Annotated in this window: 19 protein-coding genes and 4 tRNA genes; 9 read left to right on the top strand and 14 right to left on the bottom strand. The window is 37.2% G+C overall.

Going from position 1 to position 22,744, the window contains the following annotated elements; all coding sequences use genetic code 11:
- The first annotated feature begins 8 nt into the window (after positions 1-8).
- From LW139_RS13105 to LW139_RS13090, 4 genes are all read left to right on the top strand, one after another.
- Entirely contained in the window at positions 9-638 is a 630-nt protein-coding gene (locus LW139_RS13105; protein WP_247850053.1) for a CatB-related O-acetyltransferase, read from the top strand.
- A gap of 431 nt (positions 639-1,069) precedes the next feature.
- Positions 1,070-2,293: a hypothetical protein gene (locus tag LW139_RS13100; RefSeq protein WP_432652186.1), complete on the top strand. Its 1,224-nt coding sequence runs from the start codon at positions 1,070-1,072 to the stop codon at positions 2,291-2,293.
- On the top strand, positions 2,268-2,732 hold the full coding sequence (locus LW139_RS13095; protein ID WP_247850051.1) for a YadA-like family protein: 465 nt from the start codon (positions 2,268-2,270) through the stop codon (positions 2,730-2,732). The genes LW139_RS13100 and LW139_RS13095 overlap by 26 nt, the downstream gene beginning before the upstream one ends.
- 132 nt (positions 2,733-2,864) lie before the next feature.
- A complete protein-coding gene (locus LW139_RS13090) occupies positions 2,865-3,182 on the top strand; it encodes a hypothetical protein (RefSeq protein ID WP_166540694.1) in 318 nt (105 codons plus the stop codon).
- Between the two features lie 230 nt (positions 3,183-3,412).
- On the opposite strand, the gene LW139_RS13085 is transcribed toward LW139_RS13090, so the two are convergent.
- The 7 genes from LW139_RS13085 to ttrS all read right to left on the bottom strand — a co-directional run bounded on the left by LW139_RS13085 (position 3,413) and on the right by ttrS (position 11,697).
- Positions 3,413-3,823, bottom strand: a complete 411-nt coding sequence (locus LW139_RS13085; RefSeq protein WP_072068555.1) for an acyl-CoA thioesterase — start codon at positions 3,821-3,823, stop codon at positions 3,413-3,415.
- A gap of 108 nt (positions 3,824-3,931) precedes the next feature.
- Positions 3,932-4,711: a PhzF family phenazine biosynthesis protein gene (locus LW139_RS13080; RefSeq protein ID WP_227335701.1), complete on the bottom strand. Its 780-nt coding sequence runs from the start codon at positions 4,709-4,711 to the stop codon at positions 3,932-3,934.
- Between the two features lie 156 nt (positions 4,712-4,867).
- Positions 4,868-6,403 carry a peptide MFS transporter gene (locus LW139_RS13075; protein WP_227335700.1) on the bottom strand — a complete coding sequence of 512 codons (1,536 nt, stop codon included), beginning with the start codon at positions 6,401-6,403 and terminating at the stop codon, positions 4,868-4,870.
- 420 nt (positions 6,404-6,823) lie between these two features.
- Positions 6,824-8,032: a multidrug efflux MFS transporter MdtG gene (mdtG, locus tag LW139_RS13070; RefSeq protein ID WP_072068552.1), complete on the bottom strand. Its 1,209-nt coding sequence runs from the start codon at positions 8,030-8,032 to the stop codon at positions 6,824-6,826.
- 272 nt (positions 8,033-8,304) lie between these two features.
- Positions 8,305-9,246: a Kdo(2)-lipid IV(A) acyltransferase gene (locus tag LW139_RS13065; protein ID WP_166540691.1), complete on the bottom strand. Its 942-nt coding sequence runs from the start codon at positions 9,244-9,246 to the stop codon at positions 8,305-8,307.
- Between the two features lie 74 nt (positions 9,247-9,320).
- Positions 9,321-9,923 (bottom strand): tetrathionate respiration response regulator TtrR, encoded by a 603-nt coding sequence (gene ttrR / locus LW139_RS13060; protein ID WP_166540690.1) that lies wholly within the window; start codon positions 9,921-9,923, stop codon positions 9,321-9,323.
- Positions 9,924-9,933: 10 nt separating this feature from the next.
- Entirely contained in the window at positions 9,934-11,697 is a 1,764-nt protein-coding gene (gene ttrS / locus LW139_RS13055; protein WP_247850050.1) for a tetrathionate respiration histidine kinase TtrS, read from the bottom strand.
- Between the two features lie 177 nt (positions 11,698-11,874).
- On the opposite strand from ttrS, the gene ttrB reads away from it, so the two are divergent.
- From ttrB to ttrA, 3 genes are read left to right on the top strand one after another with little or no spacing between them, the layout of a single operon-like run.
- A complete protein-coding gene (gene ttrB, locus LW139_RS13050) occupies positions 11,875-12,618 on the top strand; it encodes a tetrathionate reductase subunit TtrB (RefSeq protein ID WP_072068548.1) in 744 nt (247 codons plus the stop codon).
- Positions 12,615-13,643 carry a tetrathionate reductase subunit TtrC gene (gene ttrC, locus LW139_RS13045; RefSeq protein WP_166540688.1) on the top strand — a complete coding sequence of 343 codons (1,029 nt, stop codon included), beginning with the start codon at positions 12,615-12,617 and terminating at the stop codon, positions 13,641-13,643. Before ttrB ends, ttrC begins: the two co-directional genes overlap by 4 nt.
- Positions 13,636-16,716 (top strand): tetrathionate reductase subunit TtrA, encoded by a 3,081-nt coding sequence (gene ttrA / locus LW139_RS13040; protein ID WP_247850049.1) that lies wholly within the window; start codon positions 13,636-13,638, stop codon positions 16,714-16,716. The genes ttrC and ttrA overlap by 8 nt, the downstream gene beginning before the upstream one ends.
- A 264-nt stretch (positions 16,717-16,980) precedes the next feature.
- On the opposite strand, the gene LW139_RS13035 is transcribed toward ttrA, so the two are convergent.
- The 6 genes from LW139_RS13035 to LW139_RS13010 all read right to left on the bottom strand — a co-directional run bounded on the left by LW139_RS13035 (position 16,981) and on the right by LW139_RS13010 (position 20,432).
- Positions 16,981-17,583, bottom strand: coding sequence for a response regulator transcription factor (locus tag LW139_RS13035; protein ID WP_166540686.1), 603 nt, complete (start codon positions 17,581-17,583; stop codon positions 16,981-16,983).
- A 291-nt stretch (positions 17,584-17,874) separates the two neighbouring features.
- Positions 17,875-18,129, bottom strand: coding sequence for a biofilm formation regulator BssS (gene bssS, locus LW139_RS13030; RefSeq protein WP_064720401.1), 255 nt, complete (start codon positions 18,127-18,129; stop codon positions 17,875-17,877).
- Between the two features lie 211 nt (positions 18,130-18,340).
- The gene (gene pyrC / locus LW139_RS13025) at positions 18,341-19,393 is read right to left on the bottom strand and encodes a dihydroorotase (RefSeq protein WP_166540685.1); all 1,053 of its coding nucleotides are present in this window, start codon (positions 19,391-19,393) and stop codon (positions 18,341-18,343) included.
- Between the two features lie 198 nt (positions 19,394-19,591).
- Positions 19,592-19,667: transfer RNA gene (locus tag LW139_RS13020), tRNA-Asn, on the bottom strand.
- A 290-nt stretch (positions 19,668-19,957) separates the two neighbouring features.
- Positions 19,958-20,033 (bottom strand) — tRNA-Asn (locus LW139_RS13015).
- Between the two features lie 323 nt (positions 20,034-20,356).
- Positions 20,357-20,432: transfer RNA gene (locus tag LW139_RS13010), tRNA-Asn, on the bottom strand.
- A 297-nt stretch (positions 20,433-20,729) separates the two neighbouring features.
- On the opposite strand from LW139_RS13010, the gene LW139_RS13005 reads away from it, so the two are divergent.
- Positions 20,730-21,671, top strand: a complete 942-nt coding sequence (locus LW139_RS13005) for an AraC family transcriptional regulator (RefSeq protein ID WP_247850048.1) — start codon at positions 20,730-20,732, stop codon at positions 21,669-21,671.
- An 89-nt stretch (positions 21,672-21,760) separates the two neighbouring features.
- Positions 21,761-22,354: an NAD(P)H-dependent oxidoreductase gene (locus LW139_RS13000; protein WP_227335697.1), complete on the top strand. Its 594-nt coding sequence runs from the start codon at positions 21,761-21,763 to the stop codon at positions 22,352-22,354.
- A 182-nt stretch (positions 22,355-22,536) separates the two neighbouring features.
- Here the strand turns inward: LW139_RS13000 and LW139_RS12995 are convergent.
- Positions 22,537-22,612: transfer RNA gene (locus LW139_RS12995), tRNA-Asn, on the bottom strand.
- Positions 22,613-22,744 lie beyond the last annotated feature (132 nt).

The raw sequence follows: 22,744 nt of genomic DNA, 5'->3' as shown, positions 1-22,744 counted from the left end.
GTCATATTATGAAAAATAAGCATTGGTCACGTGTAGAATATCTACATGAAACAGTAAAAAATAAAAACATTATCATCAAAGGACAACATAGCTATTACAGTGATTGTTGGGATGAGGGTTTTGAAGCTTCTGTTGTGCGCTATCTTTATGGTGATGAAGTTAGCCTGCAATGGGAACCATTATGGGAAATTGATAAATTATATATCGGTGATTATGTTTGTATTGGTGCACAAGCCGTTATATTAATGGGCGGAAACCATACTCATCGTGTGGACTGGTTCTCTCTATATCCTTTTATGGATAAAATTGAAGAAGCTTATATAGGTAAAGGTGATACTCATATTCAGGATGGTGCATGGATAGGAATGCGTGCAATGATAATGCCTGGAGTCACTGTTGGTGAAGGGGCTATTGTTGCTGCTAATAGTGTTGTTTCCAAAGATGTAGAGCCTTATAGCATTGTAGGTGGAACGCCAGCGAAACATCTTAAATTCCGTTTTGATCCAAATGTGATTGAGCAACTTTTATCGTTAAAAATTTATCAATGGTCAGAGAAGAAATTTGAAGCTCTTAGGCCTTATTTATGTCAATCCTCAATTGATAAATTATTAATCGCAGAAGCGACTTTTATTGAATAAACATAAATCCCTAAACATAAAAATGTTTAGGGATTTATACTTAGTTATTGTTGTAATATAAATTTATAATGCTATTAAAATATAAAAAAATAACGTTATTATTATTTGATCTTTATCTCAAAATTTAAAACATTTTAATTTTATTAAAATGGATCTTGTTTTTAATATTAAATATTATTCTTGTTTTTTTATTATTTGTCTTTTTTCTTTAGTGGTTGATTTTATTTTGAAAATAAAAAATAGTAATTTATTTTTTCATTGATTATCTAATTATATAGAGATGTTATTATTCATTTATAATGAAATTCCTGAGTGGAATTAAATTATTTTGTAAAATATATAATGTGTAAAAAATAAAATACATATTACTCTATGTATGAGTTTATTAATTATGGAGTGATATAAATATGATTTGTAATATAAGTTTTAAGATGAAACTATTGGCTATTATATTATTTTCATCTACATTTTCTTATGCCAACAATACCACTTTATTAGGTGGAGATAGTAAAGCAGATGGTAATGAGGCGACAGCAGTTGGATATAATACGTGGGCACATTCAGACCAATCAACAGCGATTGGAGCTAATGCCGGCGCTGAAGGTAAAAATGCAACAGCAATCGGTCATAAAAGTACGGCAATAGGGGATAATGCATTGTCATTAGGAAGTGGGGCAATGGCTATTGGCGAAGGTTCACTGTCTATTGGCTCTCAAGCTTATAGTGAAGGTAAGGATGCAATTAGTATAGGTAAAGGTGCAATAAATAATGCGGAAAATGGGGTGATATTAGGCAGTGGAAGCCGCCTTTCAGATAGCGCTGAAAATTCGGTCCTTATTGGCAGTAAGTCATCAGGAACAGCAAGTAATGCTATTATATTAGGTGATAAAAGCAGTAATAATCGAGATAATACGCTATCAATAGGTAGTGATAAAAATCAGCGACAAATTATTAATGTTGCAGCAGGAACACAAGATACAGATGCGGTGAATGTTTCTCAACTGCAAGAAGAGAAAAATAATATTCTTATTGAAGCTGATAAGCGTATTCGTGACAATAATGTCGTCATCAATGATAAAATTGAGCAAGAAAAAAATACTCTACTCAAAGCAACCACAACTCAAATAAATGAAAATAACAAAGTAATACAAAATGATATCTCTAAAGCAAGTGAAGCTGTATTAAAACAAAGTGAATCTAAAGCAAAGGCATTGGCTGATGATGCAAATAAAAAATCAAATCAATATACCGATAGTAAAATAAACGAATATCAAGATACAATTATTAATTATATCAATGAAGAAAAAAATGAATTCTACCTTTATACCGAAGATAAACTTTCAGATATGAAAGCCGGTGTTGAGTCTTATACTGATAATAAAATTAGTGAGTCTGAAACGGATATTAAAAATTACACAAATAATAGATTTATTGAAGTTGAAAATAGTGGTAAAGAGTATACTGATTTTAAAGTTAATCAGCATGATGTAAAAATAGTTGAGCATATTGATAATGTTAGAAATGAAATTACAATATCAACAGAAGGGCAAGTTAAAGCATCAGAAAAAAGTGCTAATACTTATACGGATATAGAAATTAGTAAAATAGCATCGGGTATGGAAGGGCTTATTGGAAAAAATAATAAAGGAGCGTGAGAAGTATATTGCTCAAAAAGGAAATGAGTATATTAATATCACTAATAGCATTATTAGTGATAGAGATGAATCGTTGAAGGAATATATAGAAAAATCAAAACATGACTCTATCTCTATTGCAAATGAATATACCAATAATAAAATTAAAAATATCTTTATTGATAACGATATTGCACTAAAAAATATGGATAATAAAATTGATAAGGCAGATAAGAGAGCAAGTGCTGGTATCGCTTCCGTTGCAGCTATGGCGAATATTCCCTATGTGACGGCTCACACTTTTAGTTTAGGTGTGGGGGTTGGTAATTATCGAGATGCTAATGCACTTGCAACAGGTGCTCAGTATCAAATAACAGAAAGTGCAATTATTCGTATTTCAGCTTCATGGAATACGGAAGATCGCGGTGTTGTCGGTGGTGGTGTTTCTTATGGCTGGTAAGTGTCTACTAAATAATATTGCTTAGGATAATAATGAGAAATAAGGTCGTTTTTTCTTATAGGATTGACTGGCTTTTATGCCGTCGATTTGAATAATAAGGATAACGACCTTTGTTTTTATAATGGGACTATCATGATCTATCTTCATTCTGGTGGTGGCTGTATAGAAAAGCAAGTAAGAGTAAATCAAGCCGCAACAGATAAAGCGCAAGAAATTGCTAACAATATAATGAAACCACTCATTCAAATAAGATCGCTTACTGACCTCTCTGGGGATAATGAGGATGTTGGCGTAATATTGCTCATTGAACCTTCCATCGATTTGGCGCTTGAAGTGGGCCGAAGATATTCACACTCTGTTGATATAGTTATTGCTGAAAGTGCAAAAATGGGAATGAAATTAACAGTTTGTCAGATTGAATTTTCAGTAATAAAGATCTGTGTTCTCTAATTCTCTGTTGTATACAGTTATCCACATTAACTGTGGATAACTCTTGTCTTACATGTTAGTAATCTTATTACTATTTGATTTTATTGAATATTTATCATTGATTGAAAAATATCCATTTGAATTAATTATTTTAATGTCTTGTTCTTACTAAGAATAATTTACGACATAATAAAATCATGTACTTTTTAATTAAGGCAGGTCAAAAGAGAGATAGTACTCTTTATAAGAGGCTATTTGTCGAATAATGGCGTGGGTTTTCCGGCATTATCGACAGCTACAAAATTAAATTGGCCATGGATCACTTCTTCTCGTCCTTCAGCGTACATATCTTCCAGAAAAATTGAGACATTAACCGTTAAGCTAGTACGTCCAACACGAATAACTTCACCGACTAGTTCAATAATCGTGCCTGATGGGATCGGATGATTAAAGTTAATCTTTTCGGTTGAGACAGTCACTAGGCGTTTACGACTAAAGCGTGTGGCGGTAATAAATGACACTTCGTCCATCCAAGCTAATGCAGTACCACCAAAGAGTGTGGAGTGATGGTTAGTTGTGGTTGGAAAGATAACTTTAGAAACGCGAGTAACTGAATTTTTGATTTTATCTTGCAGTTCAGGAGATAAGTCAGAGATAGACATAACAATAAAGCCTTCTTCTTTTTGATACTGTAGGGAAATTTTCCCCACAGTATAAAATAGAGTAAATTGAAAGCAAAGTAGATGAATGGCTGATAATGTCGTCAGTAATTAAAAGGTAATTTCACCTGCTAGAAAAAGAGTCGCGTCACCGGTAAGTAGAATACGACCATTTTTTAATTCACAGTCGATATTTCCACCTCGTTTTGAGACTTGTCTTGCGTGTAATTGTTTTTTATTTAGCTTATCACTCCAAATAGGAGCTAATACACAGTGAGATGTACCAGTAACGGGATCTTCATTAACCCCTTTTACAGGTGCAAAGAAACGAGAAATAAAATCAAAAGGTTTATTGCCTTTAGCTGTAATAATAACGCCAGGTAAATCTAACTGTGCGATTTGAGTGAAATCAGGTTGGTAGTTAATGACTGTTTTTGGATCAGATAAAAAGCAGACATAACGATCATGTGCTTGCCAAACTTCATTGATGATTAAATTAAGTTGTGTTTCGAGTTGTGATTTTATGCCGTTATTTAACGTTGCTGGAATGGTTGGAAAATCAAGCGTAAAAAATGAATCTTGGCAAGAGACGGTGAGCTCACCTGAAAGTGAATGAAATTTAAATAAATTATCTGGAGCGTGTTTGATCGTCTTTAATACAAATGCGGTGGCTAATGTGGCATGTCCACATAATGGTACTTCTATTTTTGGTGTAAACCAGCGAATGTGATCATCCACTAAAAAAGCGGTTTCAGGTAAATTAATCTCACTAGCAAGTGTAATTAAGGTGGCATCTGGCAACCATTCTTCTAACAAAACGACAGCTGCGGGATTCCCTGAAAAAGGTGTAGAAGAAAAGGCATTAACATAATAAATAGGAAGAACAGTCATTCCATTACCTTAGTGATAAATTATCAATCAATAGAAGATAATGAGATTAAGTGTTTTAAATACTAGGTGCAATATATAAAAATCACCTTTAAATAACAGGGTATAAAAGCCATGCCTAAGCAAATGAGGCATGGCTTCAATAATGAGCAACTGAAATTAAGCTTGTGCTTTCTCTTTGCTATCTGCGCTTTGTAAAATCTTACGAACTGGAATAATTAGTGCAGCAAGAACAACGGCACAAATAACCAGTGCGATAGAAACATGAGAGAAGAAATCAGGCATTACATCCAATTTGTCTGGACGAATATTTCCGCCCATTAAACCAGCGGCTAAATTACCTAATGCGCTTGCACAGAACCATAATCCCATGACCTGCCCACGCATTCTTGCTGGGGCTAAAATAGTCATTGTGGCAAGGCCAATTGGGCTTAGACATAATTCGCCTAATGTCAGCAATAAGATGCTACCAATCAACCAAAGTGGTGATACACCTTGTCCTGTTGCGATAACGCTTTCAGATGCAAACATCATGACGGTAAAGCCACCCGCTGCAAATAAAATACCAATCACAAACTTAGTAATGCTGCTTAAATTCATATTCTTACGTGCCATCATTGGCCATAACCAACTAAAGACAGGCGCAAGAACAATAATAAACAAGGCATTTACAGACTGGAACCAAACTGCAGGGATCTCAAAGCCCATAAAGTTTAAGTCTGTATAGTCATTGGCAAATAAGTTAAATGATGTCGGTTTTTGTTCGAATGCAGACCAGAAAAGGGCAGCTGAAACCAATAAAAGGAAACAAACAAATAAGCGAGAACGGTCACTACTACTTAATCCTGCGAATAGGAATAAATAGATAAAATAGGCGATAACACTACCGGAAATCACATAGACCATAAAGTTAGCCACAGCAACTGGGTTAAAAGGAATAACACCAGAAATGATAAGGCCAACAATTGCCATAAGAACGACAGATAACGCTAAAATCCATTGACCGACATTACGACGAACAACCGTTGGGCGATCCCAGCTTGAATCTAAACCTACTTCACTATCAAAGCGACGCATGGTCGGTACTGCGTAAAAGCGGAAAATCAGTAACGCAACAAGCATACCAATTCCACCAATACCAAAGCCCCAATGCCAGCCATAATCACGCACTAAGAAACCGGTGATGAGTGGTGCTATAAATGAGCCCATATTGATACCCATATAAAATAAGGAGAATCCACCATCACGGCGAGTATCATCCCTTTTATATAAGGTTCCTACCATTACTGTGACGCAGGTTTTAAATAATCCTGTGCCCAATACAATCAGTAATAAACCGATAAAGAACAGATCTTCTGACCAAAACGCAGAAAGTGCGATGGATAGGTGCCCTAATGCGATAAAGATAGAGCCATACCATACAGCTAGGCGTTGACCTAACCAGTTATCAGCCAGCCAACCTCCAGGTAGCGATGTTAAATAAACACCACCTGCGAAAATACCCACAATAGCAGATGCCTGCTCTCTGGGGATTTCCATGCCACCCTCATAAACGGTTGCCGCCATAAATAGAATTAATAATGGGCGAATACCATAGAAAGAAAAGCGTTCCCACATTTCAGTGAAGAAAAGGGAGCTTAATGGATATGGGTGGCCAAAGAAAGTTCGGCTAGATTTTGAGTGAGTAGATTGCATCTTAAATTCCCAAAAAAAACCTCTACAGGTCGTTTGCAAGTAAAAAGAACAAAATATTAGCAAGTGATGAAACAAAATTATTTCATTCTGTTATCAATATTCACCGCATTTAATTAATATATTTTTAACATACTTTTGTCAGAATTTAGCGACTAAAAGTATATTTAATACTTTATAAACCATTTTTTGGTGCAAAAGTCGATAAAAATCTCATTTTGCAATAGTTAACCTTGCAATTTTTTGAAAAAAGAGGACAAGAAAATTTTAGAGGTCTTAACAAACAGGCGTTAAGAATGTTCTTAATAAACAATAAATTACAAAAAATAGAATAAAAAAAGTAACAATTAGGCCTTTAAATGTAAAAGTGTAATTTTTTGAAGAAAAAAAACTATTAACTGATCTTATTTGTGGATTTTCTGACTACTTTTCTTGTGGCGTTCTAAAGCTTAACCAAGAATAAATTAGATTAAAAAAGACAACCGCTGCGGTGAAATAAAAAACAGCTCTAAATCCATAGCTTGCAGCAACAAAAGCACCCATTAACGGTCCTGTAACATTTCCAACATCCCTTAGTGCTTGGTTATAACTAAAAATTCGACCCGCAATAGCAGGGGTAATGTTATAGAGAATAAGCGTTTGCACTGCAGGTAACATAGCTGCATTGACTGCGCCAAGTAAAAATCGTAATGCACCAAGTTCCCAATAATTACTGACTAGTGCCATTGGAATTAGCATAAAAATAGAGAGGCCGAGGGTAAAAATAAGGACTTTATCAGGGCCAATTCGGTCACCAAGCTTACCAAAGCGAGGGGCACTAATCAGTGCAGCAATACCGGGTACGGAGGCAACAACACCACTGATAAAGGCAAGGTTACTGACTGATCCTGTTAATTCACGGATATAAAGTGTCAAAATAGGGGTAACTGAACCCGTTGCCACTTGAATGATCATTGTGGTGAAAAATAGGCATACAACGAGTCTTTTGTTTTTAAGTGATGAAAAAACCTGTTTTGTAGTTAGTGCGTCTTTTTTAGAAACCGGTGTGAAGTTTTCACTCACGAAAAAGAGGGTGACTAGAAAACAAATAAATAAAACCGCTGAAGTAATAAAGAATACAGGGCGTAAACCATAGAGGTCGGCAAGCATTCCTCCAATTAAAGGACCGATTAAAGCGCCACTTACAGCACCCGTTGAAAGAGTACCTAATGCCCAACCACTTTTTTTGACAGGGACTTGAGTTGCAATTAATGCGTTAGCATTAGGAACAAAGCCACCTAATACACCTAGCAAGGCACGTAATACCAGTAACTGCCATATATTTTGTGCAAAACCAATTAATACCATGACAATTGCCATGCCAAGGGCAGAGCGTAATAGCATTAATTTTCGACCTTTCCTATCAGACAATTTTCCCCAGAAAGGGGCGGCGATAGCAGAAAAAAGAAAAGTAATACTAAATGCTACACCCGTCCAAAGGTTAAGCTCTTCATGATCGGTTATACCTAATTCTTCAACATATAAAGGAAGAAAAGGCATAATTAAACTAAAACCTGCGCCAGTTAGAAAACAACCAAACCAGACAATATAAAGATTACGTTTCCAAGAATTATTTCGGGGCTTGAGATCCATGTTACTCCTTTAGCCGAGAACGAGAGAGTAAACCAAGAAAATAGGCTGAACATAACCGTGGTGATGTTGAATATTGTGACAACGCATCGGTCTTCTTATTTATAGTGAATAAGAATATAGCCATGATACAGAATAAGTGCGATAGGTCTTGCTCTTATAATGTGTTTTTGCAGGAGTTTACAGCTTGTGCTGTTGTTGATTTTATTATTGTTGTTTCAGCGTGTTGTCATATTACAAAGTGGCTGCTTTGGAATAAAACAGCCACTTCGTGATTAGTGTACTTTCTTTATTTCATTATATAAAGAAGCGTCCCCTTCTGGGCGGGTTTTAAAGCGGCGATGCAACCACATATATTGGTCTGGCGCACGTAAAATCTCTTGTTCAACCACTTTATTCATCGCCTTAGCAGTATTTTCCTCATTATCAACAGGAAAATCGGCAACAGCCGGAGAAATAATTAACTCATAACCCTTACCTTCAGGTAAGCGTTTGGGCGTAAATGGAATTAATGCAGGTTTGCTGGTTCTTGTCAGAATATAAGTTCCCGTTGTTGTTGCCGCTTTATCAACGGCAAACAAAGGTACAAAAACACTTTTACGTGGACCATAATCATGATCAGGTGCATACCAAACAATTTCTCCCGCTTTTAAGCTACGGATCATGCCTTTGACATCTTTTCTGTCGATCATAAATTTATTAGAACGTAATCGACCCCATGTTTGTAGCCAGTCCATAACGGGATTATCGTTAGGGCGGTAAACACCAACTCCTGGGTTATAGATACCAAAAATACGAGCACCTAGCTCAAGAGTAAGAAAATGTATCCCAATAAGTAAGATGCCTTGTCCTTTTTCTTGAACCGCTGAAATATTTTCAAGTCCGCTGACTTTAAACCAGCGCTTAACTCGCCATTCAGGCCAAAACCAAGCCATTCCAGTCTCAAACAATCCCATACCAACAGATTCAAAATTTTTATTAATTAAAGCTTCGCGTTCACTTTTTGGCATTTGTGGAAAACAAAGTTCAAGATTTCGTTCCGCTATTTGGACACGTTTTCTTAAAAAAACTTTAGAGAAACGACCTAGGCGTGTGCCTAGCCAATAAATGACAGGATAAGGAAGCAGAACCAGAATATAGAGTAATCCGATCCCAAACCAAGTCAGCCAATACTTAGGCTGCAAAAATGATTTTTTAAATGGAGGTGACTTTATCATAAGCCTATCTATTTACTATTTTTCCAATGAATATCTTATATTGTGACATTTTTTGGCGCAGATAAGAAATTTTGTCATAAATTAGGTGAAATTATTTCAATGCCTTGTAACGCAGTCACCAATTCAGCAATATTTTTAGCGGCCATTTTGTCCATCACTTTGGCTCGATGAACTTCAACAGTTCTTATTGAAACACAAGCAACTTCAGCGATTTCCCGGTTCATTAAACCTTGAATAACATAATAAGCAATGTCTTTTTCTCTTGGGGTTAATGATGCATAGCGACGACGAATATCATGCGCAGTAAAACGGGTATTTGTTTCAAGAAATGCGGCATCTAAGGCTGATAACAGTGCATTGCTATCAATGGGTTTTTGTAAAAAATCAATAGCGCCTTTTTTGATCTCCTCAACGGCCATAGGAATATCACCATGTCCTGTTAAAAAAATCACAGAAAGTGTACTGTGCTTATCAATTAAATGCTGGTGAACTTGTCTACCGTCAGGTTTTGGCATTCGCATATCTAACAGTACAACCCCTTGTTGATAGAGATTGACGTTGTTGATAAAGAATTCGCTATCATTCCAAACATGGGCTGAATAACCTAAGCTTTCTAATAAAAACTGACAAGCATCAGTGACAGCAAGATCATCATCAACAAGGTGAATAGTGGGCATTTTTTCTCCGTTATTTATTTTTATTAGGGAAAATAAGCGTGATTTTTAATCCGACATTATTTTGCTCATTTTGTTGATTTTCAATATGAATATCCGCACCTTGAGAAAGCAATAATCGCTGGCAAATCACTAAACCTAATCCAAGTCCTTCCGTTTTTGTTGTTTGGAATGGAGAAAAAGGTTGTTCAAGCTGACTATGACTCATTCCGCCTGCATCATCTTCAATAACAACAAGCAATCTATCTGGTGCTTTGTGTGAACTTATCTTTAAATGCTTTGCACCTGCTTGCAGGCTATTGGTGATTAAATTCGATAAAATTTGCTCTAATAAGGTTTCAGGTAAACACAGAGTATCATGTTCATCAACATTGGTTTTCAGTGAAACTTGTGGGTATTTTTCTTCTACACGTAAAAGTTTCCAAATATGGTGGATACATTCCGCAATATTCTGATGAGAAAGCGTAATCGTATCTGTGTTAGGTGCCTGTTTTCCAACCCATAAACGTAGATTTCTAATGATATCAGCACCGCGTTGTGCTTGCTTGTCTATTTGTTGCAATGCAGGTAATAGCGGGTGTGACTCATTTTCTTTTTTAAGGCGAATGACACTACCTTGTGCATAACTTTTTATGGCGGAAAGAGGCTGATTAAGTTCGTGAGCAAATCCTGAAGCCATCTCCCCCAATATATTTAAGCGTTGAGCGTGTTCTAACTCTTCTTTTTGCTGCCTTAATCGATTATGAGCATGCTCTAATTGTTGACTGCGACGCCTTACTAAATAGCTAATCCACACTTGGTTTAAAATAAGAAAAAAGATAGCAGCCAACGAAAGACCAATAATAAATTGGTGTTGAATTGCCCAGCTTTTTGCATCCAGCCAAAGTTGGCGTTGTCGAGGATGTTGGTTGACTTCCCTGAGTAAGTTTTCAACTTGTGTATGTGATGCAGGGGCTCCCCATTTCATGGGTTTACTGTCATCCGTGAGTAAAGCGCGAGTCACTTTATCAACTAACTCATCAGGCACAGTGTCTAATGCTGCAAATGACCAATTAGGATACAGGGGGGTACTGGTTAAGCACGGAGTGTTAGTTTGATAGGAAATGACTGGGCGATAATCACTTTTTCGAATCAACCCTTCATTATCCATATTTTCTAGTAGGCAGACGGGAATAATTGCCACGTTAATATCTTCATCTCGTAAGAGATAAAGCAAGGCATCGGCAGGAAAACCGGTAAAACGTAGAGTGAAATCTTTATCGGGATCGATACCTTCTTCGCGTAGTGTTTTATAACCTAAAAGATAACCACCAAAAGCATCGGGTGCAATAGCACCAACACGCTTTCCTATTAGCTCGTGAACAGAAGTAATTGGGCTGTCATTACGAACTAAAATTAGACTACCAATCACATTTCGTGTCGTGTTATCAGGCTCATAACCAGAGCGTAAAGAGAGTAACCAGCGTAATGGAAAAGCATTATCCAATTGAATAAATTGCGCAGGATTTGTTAGTAAGAAATCAACCTTTTTTTTCGCTACTGCTAGCTTCATTTCTTCCAGATTTAAGGGAACTAACACAAAATTTTCTGAAGGCAATTGTTCATTTAATGTTTGAACAAGAGGTAACCAGTGTCTTTGTGTTGAAGCATCACCCCGTAAGGCCAAGACGCCAATATTCCACTCTTTTGCAATGGCATGTAGAGGAAGTACAAAAAAGAGCAGTAATAATCCGATACTTACTGTATTTCTTATCCCAATTGTCTGTTTTATCGTCATAAATATCTAATGTTAAATATTGTTTTGGATCAAGTTCATACCCGGTATGTGGTAAACCACAATAGGTGTTGTCTTCAGTAATTTTTACAATGCACTTATAACAAAACACATACTTTTTACTTTCTATTTCCTTCACTCATTGTGAGATTGTGTTGTTGAGTGATGCTGGAGACAAATATGGATCTTGGAAAACGAAAATTTCTACAACAATTAGGGGTCCTTACTGCAGGTGCTTCACTGGTTCCTTTAGCTGAAGCCGGCATTAAATTATCACCTGAGCGTCGTGAAGGCTCAGAAGATAAACGCTATGGCATGCTGATTGATTTACGCCGTTGTGTAGGATGCCAGTCCTGTACTGTGAGCTGTAATATTGAAAATCAAACACCCCAAGGGCAATTTAGGACGACAGTAAACCAATATCAGGTTGCTATCAAGGGGCAAGAGGGGATAACCAACGTCTTGCTACCTAGATTATGTAACCATTGTGATGAACCACCTTGTGTGCCAGTTTGTCCTGTCCAAGCAACTTTCCAACGTAAAGATGGCATTGTTGTTGTTGATAATGAACGTTGTGTTGGTTGTGCTTATTGTGTTCAAGCATGTCCTTACGATGCCCGTTTTATCAATCACTCAACACAAACTGCGGATAAATGCACTTTCTGTGCGCATCGTCTTGAAGTTGGTTTATTACCTGCCTGTGTCGAATCTTGTGTTGGCGGCGCGCGTATTATCGGTGATATGAAAGATCCTAATAGCACTATCAGTAAAATGCTGCGTACACATGAAAAAGAGCTGAAAGTATTAAAACCAGAAAGTGGCACATTACCACAAGTTTTCTATCTCGGCCTCGATGATGCATTTGTACAACCGTTAGCAGGTCAAGGACAACCAGCATTATGGCAGCAGGAGGTTCACTCATGATCCCGCAACTCTCTCAAATTCAAGAAGTCATTGCGATCCCGCAAGAATATTTTTGGTTGCCTTGGGCTGTGCAGTATTTCTTTTTTATTGGTATTGCTTGTTGCGCAACACTTTACGCCTGTTGGCAGTGTTGGAAAGGCCGTGCAGGTAATCAACGTTTAGAAGCCGTAGCGGTATTTATTGCAGTGACCGCGGGTATTACAGCACCGCTTGCTTTAACTGCAGATTTACACCAAACAGCGCGTGTATGGCACTTTTATGCTTATCCAACACCGTGGTCGTGGATGGCATGGGGTTCAATATTACTGCCATTGTTTTCGGCGTTTAGCATGCTTTACTTTGCGGCAATGGTTGTTCGCTTAGTGTGGAAACGTGAATATAAATTAACACGTTGGGTTGCATTAGCTTGCTCATTAACTGCAATTGGTTTGCTGTTATATACAGGGCGCGAAGCTTCTATCTTAAAAGCAAGACCTGTGTTGTATACCTATTGGTTACCGATCTTACTGTTCTTTAGTGCAATGCAAGTGCTACCAACATTGTTGGCATTAGGAACGCGTCGTGAACCTGTACATCAACGTGAATTAGCGATGTGGTTTGTAAGCTCATTAATGTTATTAGCAGTATGTACGGGTTTTTGGGTTGCTGGCGATACGATCTCAGGTCAGGCCATTAGACAACAATTAGCCATGGGAAGTCTTGGCTGGTGGAGTGCCATGGGCGTTATCGCACTATGGGTTATCTCTGTTGCAATGGGACTTTTGATGGCAAAACAAGCCCGTTCGATCGTATTTATTACCATTATGGCATTTGTATCAATGGGGCTTGCGTGGGTATTACGCTGGTTAATGTTGATGGGTGCACAATATATTCCAAAATATAACATTATTACAAATCCTTATGAATTTACGCTAGGCAATGATGGACTGATGGCAATCGTCGGAACATTTGGATTGTGGATAGCGTTAACCATCATATTTAGAGAAAGTATTCGTTGGGTTGTCAGGAGAGTGCAGCATGGCTAAGTTTACAAGACGTCAATGGCTTAAAGGTGGATTGGTTATCGGTGGTATTGCCGCATTTGCTGCCAGCTACCGTGATGTTGCTAAACGTGCCATAGATGGTTTAGTTGATGGCACATCAGGTAAAGTGACACTTGACAGGATCAATGGCAACTCATTATTACCTGAAGGTAAGGTTGTTAAAGAGAGCAAATGGCAAGCGAATACTGATCAATCGGTTTGTATGACCCAATGTTTTGGTTGTTGGACGCAATGCGGTGTTCGTGCCCGTGTTGATAGAGCAAACAATAAAGTATTACGTATTGCAGGTAACCCTTATCATCCACTTTCTCATGATCATCATTTTGGCTACAACATGCCAATTAAAGAAGCATTTGAAAAAATGGGGGGTGAAAGTGGGTTAGAAAATCGCTCTACGGCCTGTGCGCGTGGTGCAACCATGATGGAAAGCCTTGATAGCCCAACACGTATTCTTGAGCCGATGAAACGAGTTGGTAAACGTGGTGAAGGTAAATGGAAACGCATCAGTTTTGAACAATTGATCCAAGAAATTGTTGAAGGCGGTGATTTATTCGGAGAAGGTCATGTTGATGGTTTGCGTGCGATCCGTGATTTAGACACTCTGATTGATCCCAAACAACCCTCATTAGGTCCTAAAGCTAACCAATTATTAATGACAAATGCGGGTGATGATGGACGTGATACATTTATTCGTCGTTTCGCTCAAAACTCATTTGGTAGTAAAAACTTTGGCGCTCATGGCTCTTATTGTGGGTTAGCGTATCGTGCTGGCTCTGGTGCGTTAATGAACGATTTAGATAAAAACGCCCACGTTAAACCAGATTGGGATTATGTTGAATTTGCACTGTTCTTAGGAACATCACCAGCACAATCAGGTAACCCATTTAAACGTCAAGGTCGCCAGTTAGCTAATGCACGTATTCGTGACTCGTTTAATTATGTGGTTGTTGCACCAGCTTTACCATTAACAACAACATTAGCTAACGATCATGGGCATTGGGTTCCTGTTCAACCAGGAACGGATGCTGCTTTAGTGATGGGAATGATCCGCTGGATCATTGAAAATAAGCGTTACAATGCAGACTATCTGTCAGTACCAAGCGAAGTTTCAATGAAAAATGTGGGTGAGAAGAGCTGGACAAATGCCACTCACCTTGTGATCAGTGATGAAAAACATCCACTTTCAGGACAAATGCTCACTACGGCACATTTGAATGATGTTGCTGAAGGGGAAGAGCAAAACTTAGTGTTATCGCTAGATGGTGAATTAGTTCCCGCAACACAAGTCGATAAAGCACAATTATTTGCTACGCATAAAATTACTTTAAAAACAGGCGCAGAAGTGACTGTTAAATCAAGTTTTCAATTACTTGATGACGCGGCTAAACGTATGACTCTGGCTGAATATAGCGAGCGCTGTAAAGTACCAGAAACGACCATTGCTGCATTAGGCCGAGAATTTACCGCTTATGGGAGAAAGGCTGCTGTTATCTCTCATGGCGGTATGATGGGAGGAAATGGTTTTTATACTGCTTGGAGCGTGATTATGCTCAATGCACTAATAGGTAACTTAAACCTTAAAGGTGGGGTATCGGTTGGTGGCGGTAAATTTAATGGCGCAACAGATGGCCCTTGTTACAAAATGGATAGCTTTAAAGGTAAAGTGAAGCCAAAAGGCATGGTGCTATCACGTAGTAAAGCAGCCTATGAAAAATCCGATGAATATCGTGAGCGTGTAGAGAAAGGAGAATCGCCATATCCTGCCAAAGCGCCTTGGTATCCGTTTGCTGCGGGGCAATTAACTGAGCAATTGGGTTCTGCATTAGCGGGTTATCCTTATTCATTAAAAGCATGGATCACGAATATGACCAACCCTGTTTATGGGATTGCTGGTATTCGTCAAGTAATGGAAGAGCGCCTTAAAGATCCAAAGCATCTGCCTTTAATTATCGGTATTGATGCCTTTATGAATGAAACAACTGCGCTGGCAGATTATATCGTGCCTGATACACACAACTTTGAAAGTTGGGGATTTAGCGCGCCTTGGTCTGGTGTTCAAGTGAAAGCAAGTACTGCACGTTGGCCGATTATTGAACCTCGTGTTGCTAAAACAGCGGAAGGCCAACCAATCTCAATGGAAACATTCTGTATTGCTGTTGCAAAAGCCTTAGATTTACCAGGCTTTGGTGATAAAGCTATTGAAGATATGGATGGAAATTTTTATCCAATCAACAGTGCAGAAGATTACTATTTACGTGTTGCGGCTAATATGGCGTTTATGGGTGAAAAGCCGGTTGCTCCTGCAACTAATGAAGATATTTTATTAAGTGGTGTTGATCGAATTTTGCCAGTAATGACTTCCACATTAAAAAATGAAGAAGTATTACGTGTTGCATATATTTACACTCGAGGCGGTCGTTTTGCGCCTTATGACAAAGCATGGAATGGTGATGAAACGGGACCTCAGTGGAAGAAACCATTACAAATTTGGAATGAAGAAGTTGCAAAAAACCATCATGCAATAACGGGTGAACGTTATAGTGGTTGCCCAACTTATTATCCACCACGCCTTTCAGATGGTAGCGATATTCACCAGCACTATCCTGAAAATCAATGGCCATTAAAATTAATGTCCTTTAAGTCTCATGTGGTGAGTAGTTCAACGGGTATGATACAACGTTTACGAATGGTGAAACCGAGTAACTTGGTCGCAATTAATCCTCAAGATGGTAAAAAATGGGGTGTTAACCATGGTGATAAGGTTCGTATTGTAACACCTGGTGGGCAAGTTGAAGCTGAGATTAGTTTACTCGATGGTGTGATGCCAGGTGTTTTAGCGATTGAGCATGGTTATGGGCATCAAGAATTAGGCTCCCGTCAACATTACTTAGATGAACAACCTTTACCGATGGATAAAGGTATTGGTAATGGTATCAATCTTAATGATTTAGGGTTCGCTGATCCAACAAGAGAGATAACCAACACTTGGTTAGACTGGGTATCTGGTGCCTCTGTTCGTCAAGGTTTACCTGCTAAGATTGAACGTATCGCTTAATTATCTATCTTGAGTTTTTATCCATCACTTCACTCTTTAAAATGGAGAGTGAAGTGATAACAAAGTAAATAGCTTATTTTTTATATTATAAAATAGATATAATATTAGTTTAATTATTTTAATATCACATGTACCCTACATACATAATATTATTATAAATTTAAGGTGACCAACACGCCTATTCGTCATCATGCTTACAGAGAGTAATAATAGGAATCGGACTCCTTTTTTCTTTTGTTTATTTTATAATATAAAAACACAAGACTACTTTTCATATATGTACTTTAAAATGTTATATATGAAAAATAGCTCAATTCTATTTTTTACATTAATCTTCTCAGTAATATGTCTCTTGTGTGAATATACCGTACTATTGCTAATACATAGCTTTTTAGCTATTTGGTGATTGGGTAATTCATTCATCCAGTAATTAATAATTTTTTGTTCTTGTGTGCTGAAAATAGAGCACATAGAGTGTTTATATGTTGGAAAAAATACTTGGCATCGTGATGTGAATAAAGATGTTTTTTCAAGCACCCAAGGAAGTACTCTTTTAGGTAGGATAAAACAGTTATTTGTCAAAGAGATAGGTCTTTCTTTGTCAGGATAGTTTGCATCAATGTAGAGATAAAGTCGGCAATTTCTTGTTGAAATGAAAAAGAGTTGCAAATGTTGGCAGTGTGCTATTTCTCGGCAATATCGGGTAAGATCAATGAATATGATATCAGGCATAGAATGATTAATATAATTATTAGCTTCTTGTATAGATGATACATCAATAATTTCATGTCTTATATTTCTTTTGGAGAAATAATGTTTTATACCGTTACGAGTAAAGAAACATTCATCAATAATTAATATTTTCACAAATAACTTCCTTGTTTGTTACTATTCTATTAATTTATTAAAATAAAGATAACTTCATTTTATGTCAATTCGGCATATATATTATTTTTTTCAAGATATATCGAATAAAATAATTATTATTACTCTTGTATTAAATGATGATTTATTTATTAATGTTGTTAATTGTTTTTTATGATATGAAATTTATAAATAGATAGTATATAAGAAATGATTATGCGGAATGATAAAAATGAGAACAGGAGTACATAGTACTCCTGCTTTGCGTTCGCTATCTTTTTGTCGATCTTTTTATTAATGCTTGGTGTTGTCTGAAACAGAATCTTCAGATGATTCAATTTTATCAATACCTGCTTGAAGAATATGAATCAACTGTTTAGCTATGTCTGTTGTGAGCCAAAGTGTCTTATCTACAACTGCATTTTCTGGATGATGTTCGTTTTCAGGAAGATAATGTAAACGCAACATCATGGCATCGTAGATGTCAACGGTACTGATATCCCAGCCTACAACAGGATGTGTCTGTATAACTTCATTTTTTCTACTCATAATACCTCCTAATCATACAGCCGGTTTTGACTAAGAGAGAAGCTCCCACGCAATGTGGTTACTTTTCAGTATACGAGATTTATCATGATTAAAAAGATAAATTTTTGTTGTAACAAAAAAATGTGTGCTGGCTCTGATAAAAGAGTAATGCACCATTAACAGTCGAACAAATGTTATATGGTGCATTTTAGAAAAATATCAAGGGGTGAGATTAATCGACAGTAATATCCCAGTGAATATTTTCATTCGCTAAGAATGGGATAAGAGCTTCATTACCACAAAGAATTTGAGCAGGTGCTTCAATGGTTTTTTCTGTTAGCGTAATGGTGCCTTCATTTACAGGTAACCCATAAAAACGTGGGCCATTGAGTGAACAGAATGCTTCAAAGTGCGCTAATGCATCAAGCTCTTTAAATACGGTTGCATAGGCGGCTAATGCAGTAGGGGCATTAAATACACCCGCACAGCCACAAGAGGACTCTTTTCGATGTTGCAAATGTGGTGCAGAGTCTGTTCCTAAGAAAAAGCGAGAATTTCCAGATGCTACTGCTTGTCTTAATGCCTCTTGGTGAACATTACGTTTAAGAATTGGTAAGCAATAGAGATGAGGTTTAACACCGCCAACTAACATATGATTACGGTTAAACATCAAATGTTGTGGAGTAATGGTGGCGCCAAGAAATTCATTTCCTTCTAACACATACTGAGCCGCTTCTTTGGTTGTGATATGTTCAAAAACTATTTTTAGCTCAGGAAATTGTTTGCGCACAGGGGACATGACGCTATCAATGAAACGTGCTTCTCTATCAAAAATATCAATATGTGAAGCAGTAACTTCGCCGTGGATCAACAATGGCATACCGATTTTTTCCATCACACTTAAGATTGGATAAATCTTTGTAATATCAGATACACCATGGCTTGAGTTTGTTGTTGCATTTGCAGGATAAAGCTTACAGGCGGTGAAAACACCTTGTAAAAAACCTTGTTCAACTTCTGAAGGCAGCGTGCTATCCGTTAAATAACAAGTCATTAAAGGTTCGAAGTTATCACTAGCAGGAATAGCAGCTTTAATTCGATCACGATAAGCGCGAGCTGCTTCAATAGTTGTCACTGGTGGAACAAGGTTTGGCATGACAATGGCTCTGCCAAAATAACGACTGGTATAAGGAACAACGGTTTTTAGCATGTCATCATCACGAAAGTGAACATGCCAATCATCAGGACGGCGAATAGTGAGGGTGATAGGTTGTGCAGTGGTCATATACCGGCTCCGTGTGTCTTAGGAAAATCGAAAGATCAAGGATTGGATTGGACTAAGTAGTCAAGCCGGAAACGAATGCTAATACGAAAACGATTAAATAGCTACCATTTAATCGTATTTTTTATTATGTCTTATGGAATGCTGTAAGGGAAAACAGAGAATAAAATCAAAAGGTTACGAGGGTGACACAAATAGAAATGGCTCCTCCAACTGGACTCGAACCAGTGACATACGGATTAACAGTCCGCCGTTCTACCAACTGAACTATGGAGGAATAACACTAAGTGGAGTGTATCATATAGCGGTCGTTTTGATATGTCAAAGGACAATCCTCGATATTTGTTTAAGTGCGTAGATAAGCAACATTTTGTGCATTTCTAAAACGTATGCTCTGATAAAGAGGTGATATTTTCTGCAATAATGAATAAAAATAAAGAGATAACGTACTCAACTGTAAAAACGGAGATCTTAAAAAATACATTAACAGAGAAGAGAATGAAATGAATTATGCTGAAGGTAGAAGGCAAAAAGCCCGCACTATAATAGCGCGGGCTTTTCTAAATTTGGCTCCTCCAACTGGACTTGAACCAGTGACATACGGATTAACAGTCCGCCGTTCTACCGACTGAACTATGGAGGAAGCGTGTTCTCGTGAGAACGAGACGGATAATAGCGAGGGTGATGAACTTTGTAAAGTGAAAAAAGTGAAATAATAGTTTAAGTGGTTAAAAAATAACTAATTTATAGATTTTAAATCAAATAAAGCTACTTTAAGATAAAAATGATTCAATAAATCACACTAGGTAAAATGGAAAATATAAAAACGAGTGTTTTTATTAGTCATTAAGTTATAGAAAGCGATTGATTCAACTTGAAGAAAAAGAGACAAGCAAAACCAAAGAAGAAAATAAAAAGTTAGAAAGCAAAAAGCCCGCACTATAATAGCGCGGGCTTTTCTAAATTTGGCTCCTCCAACTGGACTCGAACCAGTGACATACGGATTAACAGTCCGCCGTTCTACCGACTGAACTATGGAGGAAGCGTGTTCTCGTGAGAACGAGGCGAATAATAGCTATCCTTTGTCACCTTGTAAAGTAAAAAAATGAAAAAAAATACTGTTTGCTCAAGAGTGCATCAAGTTGTTTCTTTTTTGATAAAAATGTATAAAAAATAAATGGTTATCAGTAGACATTATGTTCAATAAGACATTTTTATTATGCGATGTAATTCTAAAGTCGATAAGGAACAATAAGAGGTCTTTTCAAAAGAAAGTTTTTCATACTGTTTAATAATACAATGTAAGTAATGCAGAGGTTAAATAGAAGATCCAGAGATAATGAATACCACCGATTTATCAACGCCGATTTTAATTGAGTTCGAAGAATTTAAAAAAACGCTCCTTTCCCATACGAAAGATAAAGAAGGAGGTTGGGATACGGCTGTTTCTGGATTAGCGCTGTGTCACTATACAACAACGACAGAATCAGAAGGGTGGATGTATGAGCCAAGTTTAGCTATTGCTGCTCAAGGTGCAAAACAAATAACAATAGGTTTAGAAACAAATTGTTATCGTCCCATGAATATGCTTTTGACATCATCTGATATACCCACTTTTGCTAAAGTTTGTGAAGCATCTAAAGAGGCGCCATTTTTAGCTATCTTACTTAAATTAGATCTCTCTTTATTACCTGAATTGTTAGCAGAGAATCGATTTGAATTATTGCAAGAAAGCAATCAACATAGAGCCCAACAAGTCGTTCCCGCCACAGCACCAATATTACAAGCAGTCACTAGACTTATTAAACTGATTGATACACCAGAAGATGTGCCTTTTATCGCTCCTTTGATCCAAAAAGAGATCCTTTATTACTTATTACGATCAAATGGTGGGGCAAGGCAGCAGTTATTGGCATCGCAACATCCTCAATGCCGCCAAATTAATCATGCTCTTGATTGGGTTAAAATGCATTATCGAAATACTATTCGTATTGAAGATTTGACCACATTAGTAGGAATGAGTACCTCTTCATTTCATTTCCACTTTAAAAATCGAACGGGTATGACACCACTACAATATCAAAAATGGCTACGCCTTAATGAAGCTCGACGCATTATGTTAATTGAAATGGCAGACGTTTCTGAAGCTGCATTTAGAGTGGGATATGAAAGCCCATCACAATTTAGTCGTGAATATCATCGATTATTTGGTTTAGCCCCTTTAAAAGATATTCAACGATTAAAAGAATCTGACACTGAAAGAGTATCTTTGGATTATTAGGCAAGAATAATGGAGAAATGAGTTAAAGCAATAATGAATGATTGCGTTACAGTCATGCTATTAGATTTTGGTATATAAAGGAGTGTGAAGTGGCTAACGTATTTATTATTAATGCATCAAAAGAATTCGATGGTTCTGAAGGAAAACTCAACGATCATTTAACGCAAGTTGCGACAACATTGCTATCTTCACATCAGATAAATGTGCAATCAACTCGTATTGATGATGGCTACGATAATGATGAAGAAGTTGATAAATATCTATGGGCTGACGTTATTATTTATCAAATGCCAGCGTGGTGGATGGAAGGGCCTTGGATCTTAAAAAAATATATTGATGATGTATTTAGTGCAGGTAGCGGTAAATTATTTATTGATGATGGTCGCACACGAAAAGATCCTTCAAAAAAATATGGTTCGGGAGGGTTGCTACAAGGTAAAAAATACTTACTTTCTGTGACTTGGAATGCGCCATTTGAATCTTTTGAAGAACAAGAGCAATTCTTTGAAGGAAAAGGTATTGATGCTGTGTATTTTCCATTCCACAAAGCAAATCAGTTTTTAGGTATGAAAGGATTAAAAACCTTCGGAATGTTTGATGTGGTAAAACAACCTCAAATTGAAAAAGATGTTGAGGCGTATAAAAAGCATTTAGAACAAGAAATTATTGGTTTGCATCGTTAAACTTAGTCAAGCGTATTTATGGGCTATCTCTTATTTACAAGAGGTCTAAACAGCCACAATGCGATAGAAATGAAAAAACAGATTAAAAAATGAGGAAAAGTGGCTGATTTTAATAGAAAAATATTGTTGAAATAGTTAATAGCAAAAAGCCCGCACTGTGATAGCGCGGGCTTTTCTAAATTTGGCTCCTCCAACTGGACTCGAACCAGTGACATACGGATTAACAGTCCGCCGTTCTACCAACTGAACTATGGAGGAAGCGTGTTCTTCTTGAGAACGAGGGGCATAATAACGATGATATATCAGAGTGTCAACGCTAAAAGTGGATTAAATATCTGTTTGGTTGGTTTATCGACAAAGTGGTTAAATAATAGAAGTTATTCTCCGTGT

The organism is Proteus vulgaris, from assembly GCF_023100685.1.
Lineage (GTDB): Bacteria > Pseudomonadota > Gammaproteobacteria > Enterobacterales > Enterobacteriaceae > Proteus.
Note: the sequence above shows the minus strand (reverse complement) of the source record. Positions and strands in the feature narration are given on the sequence as shown.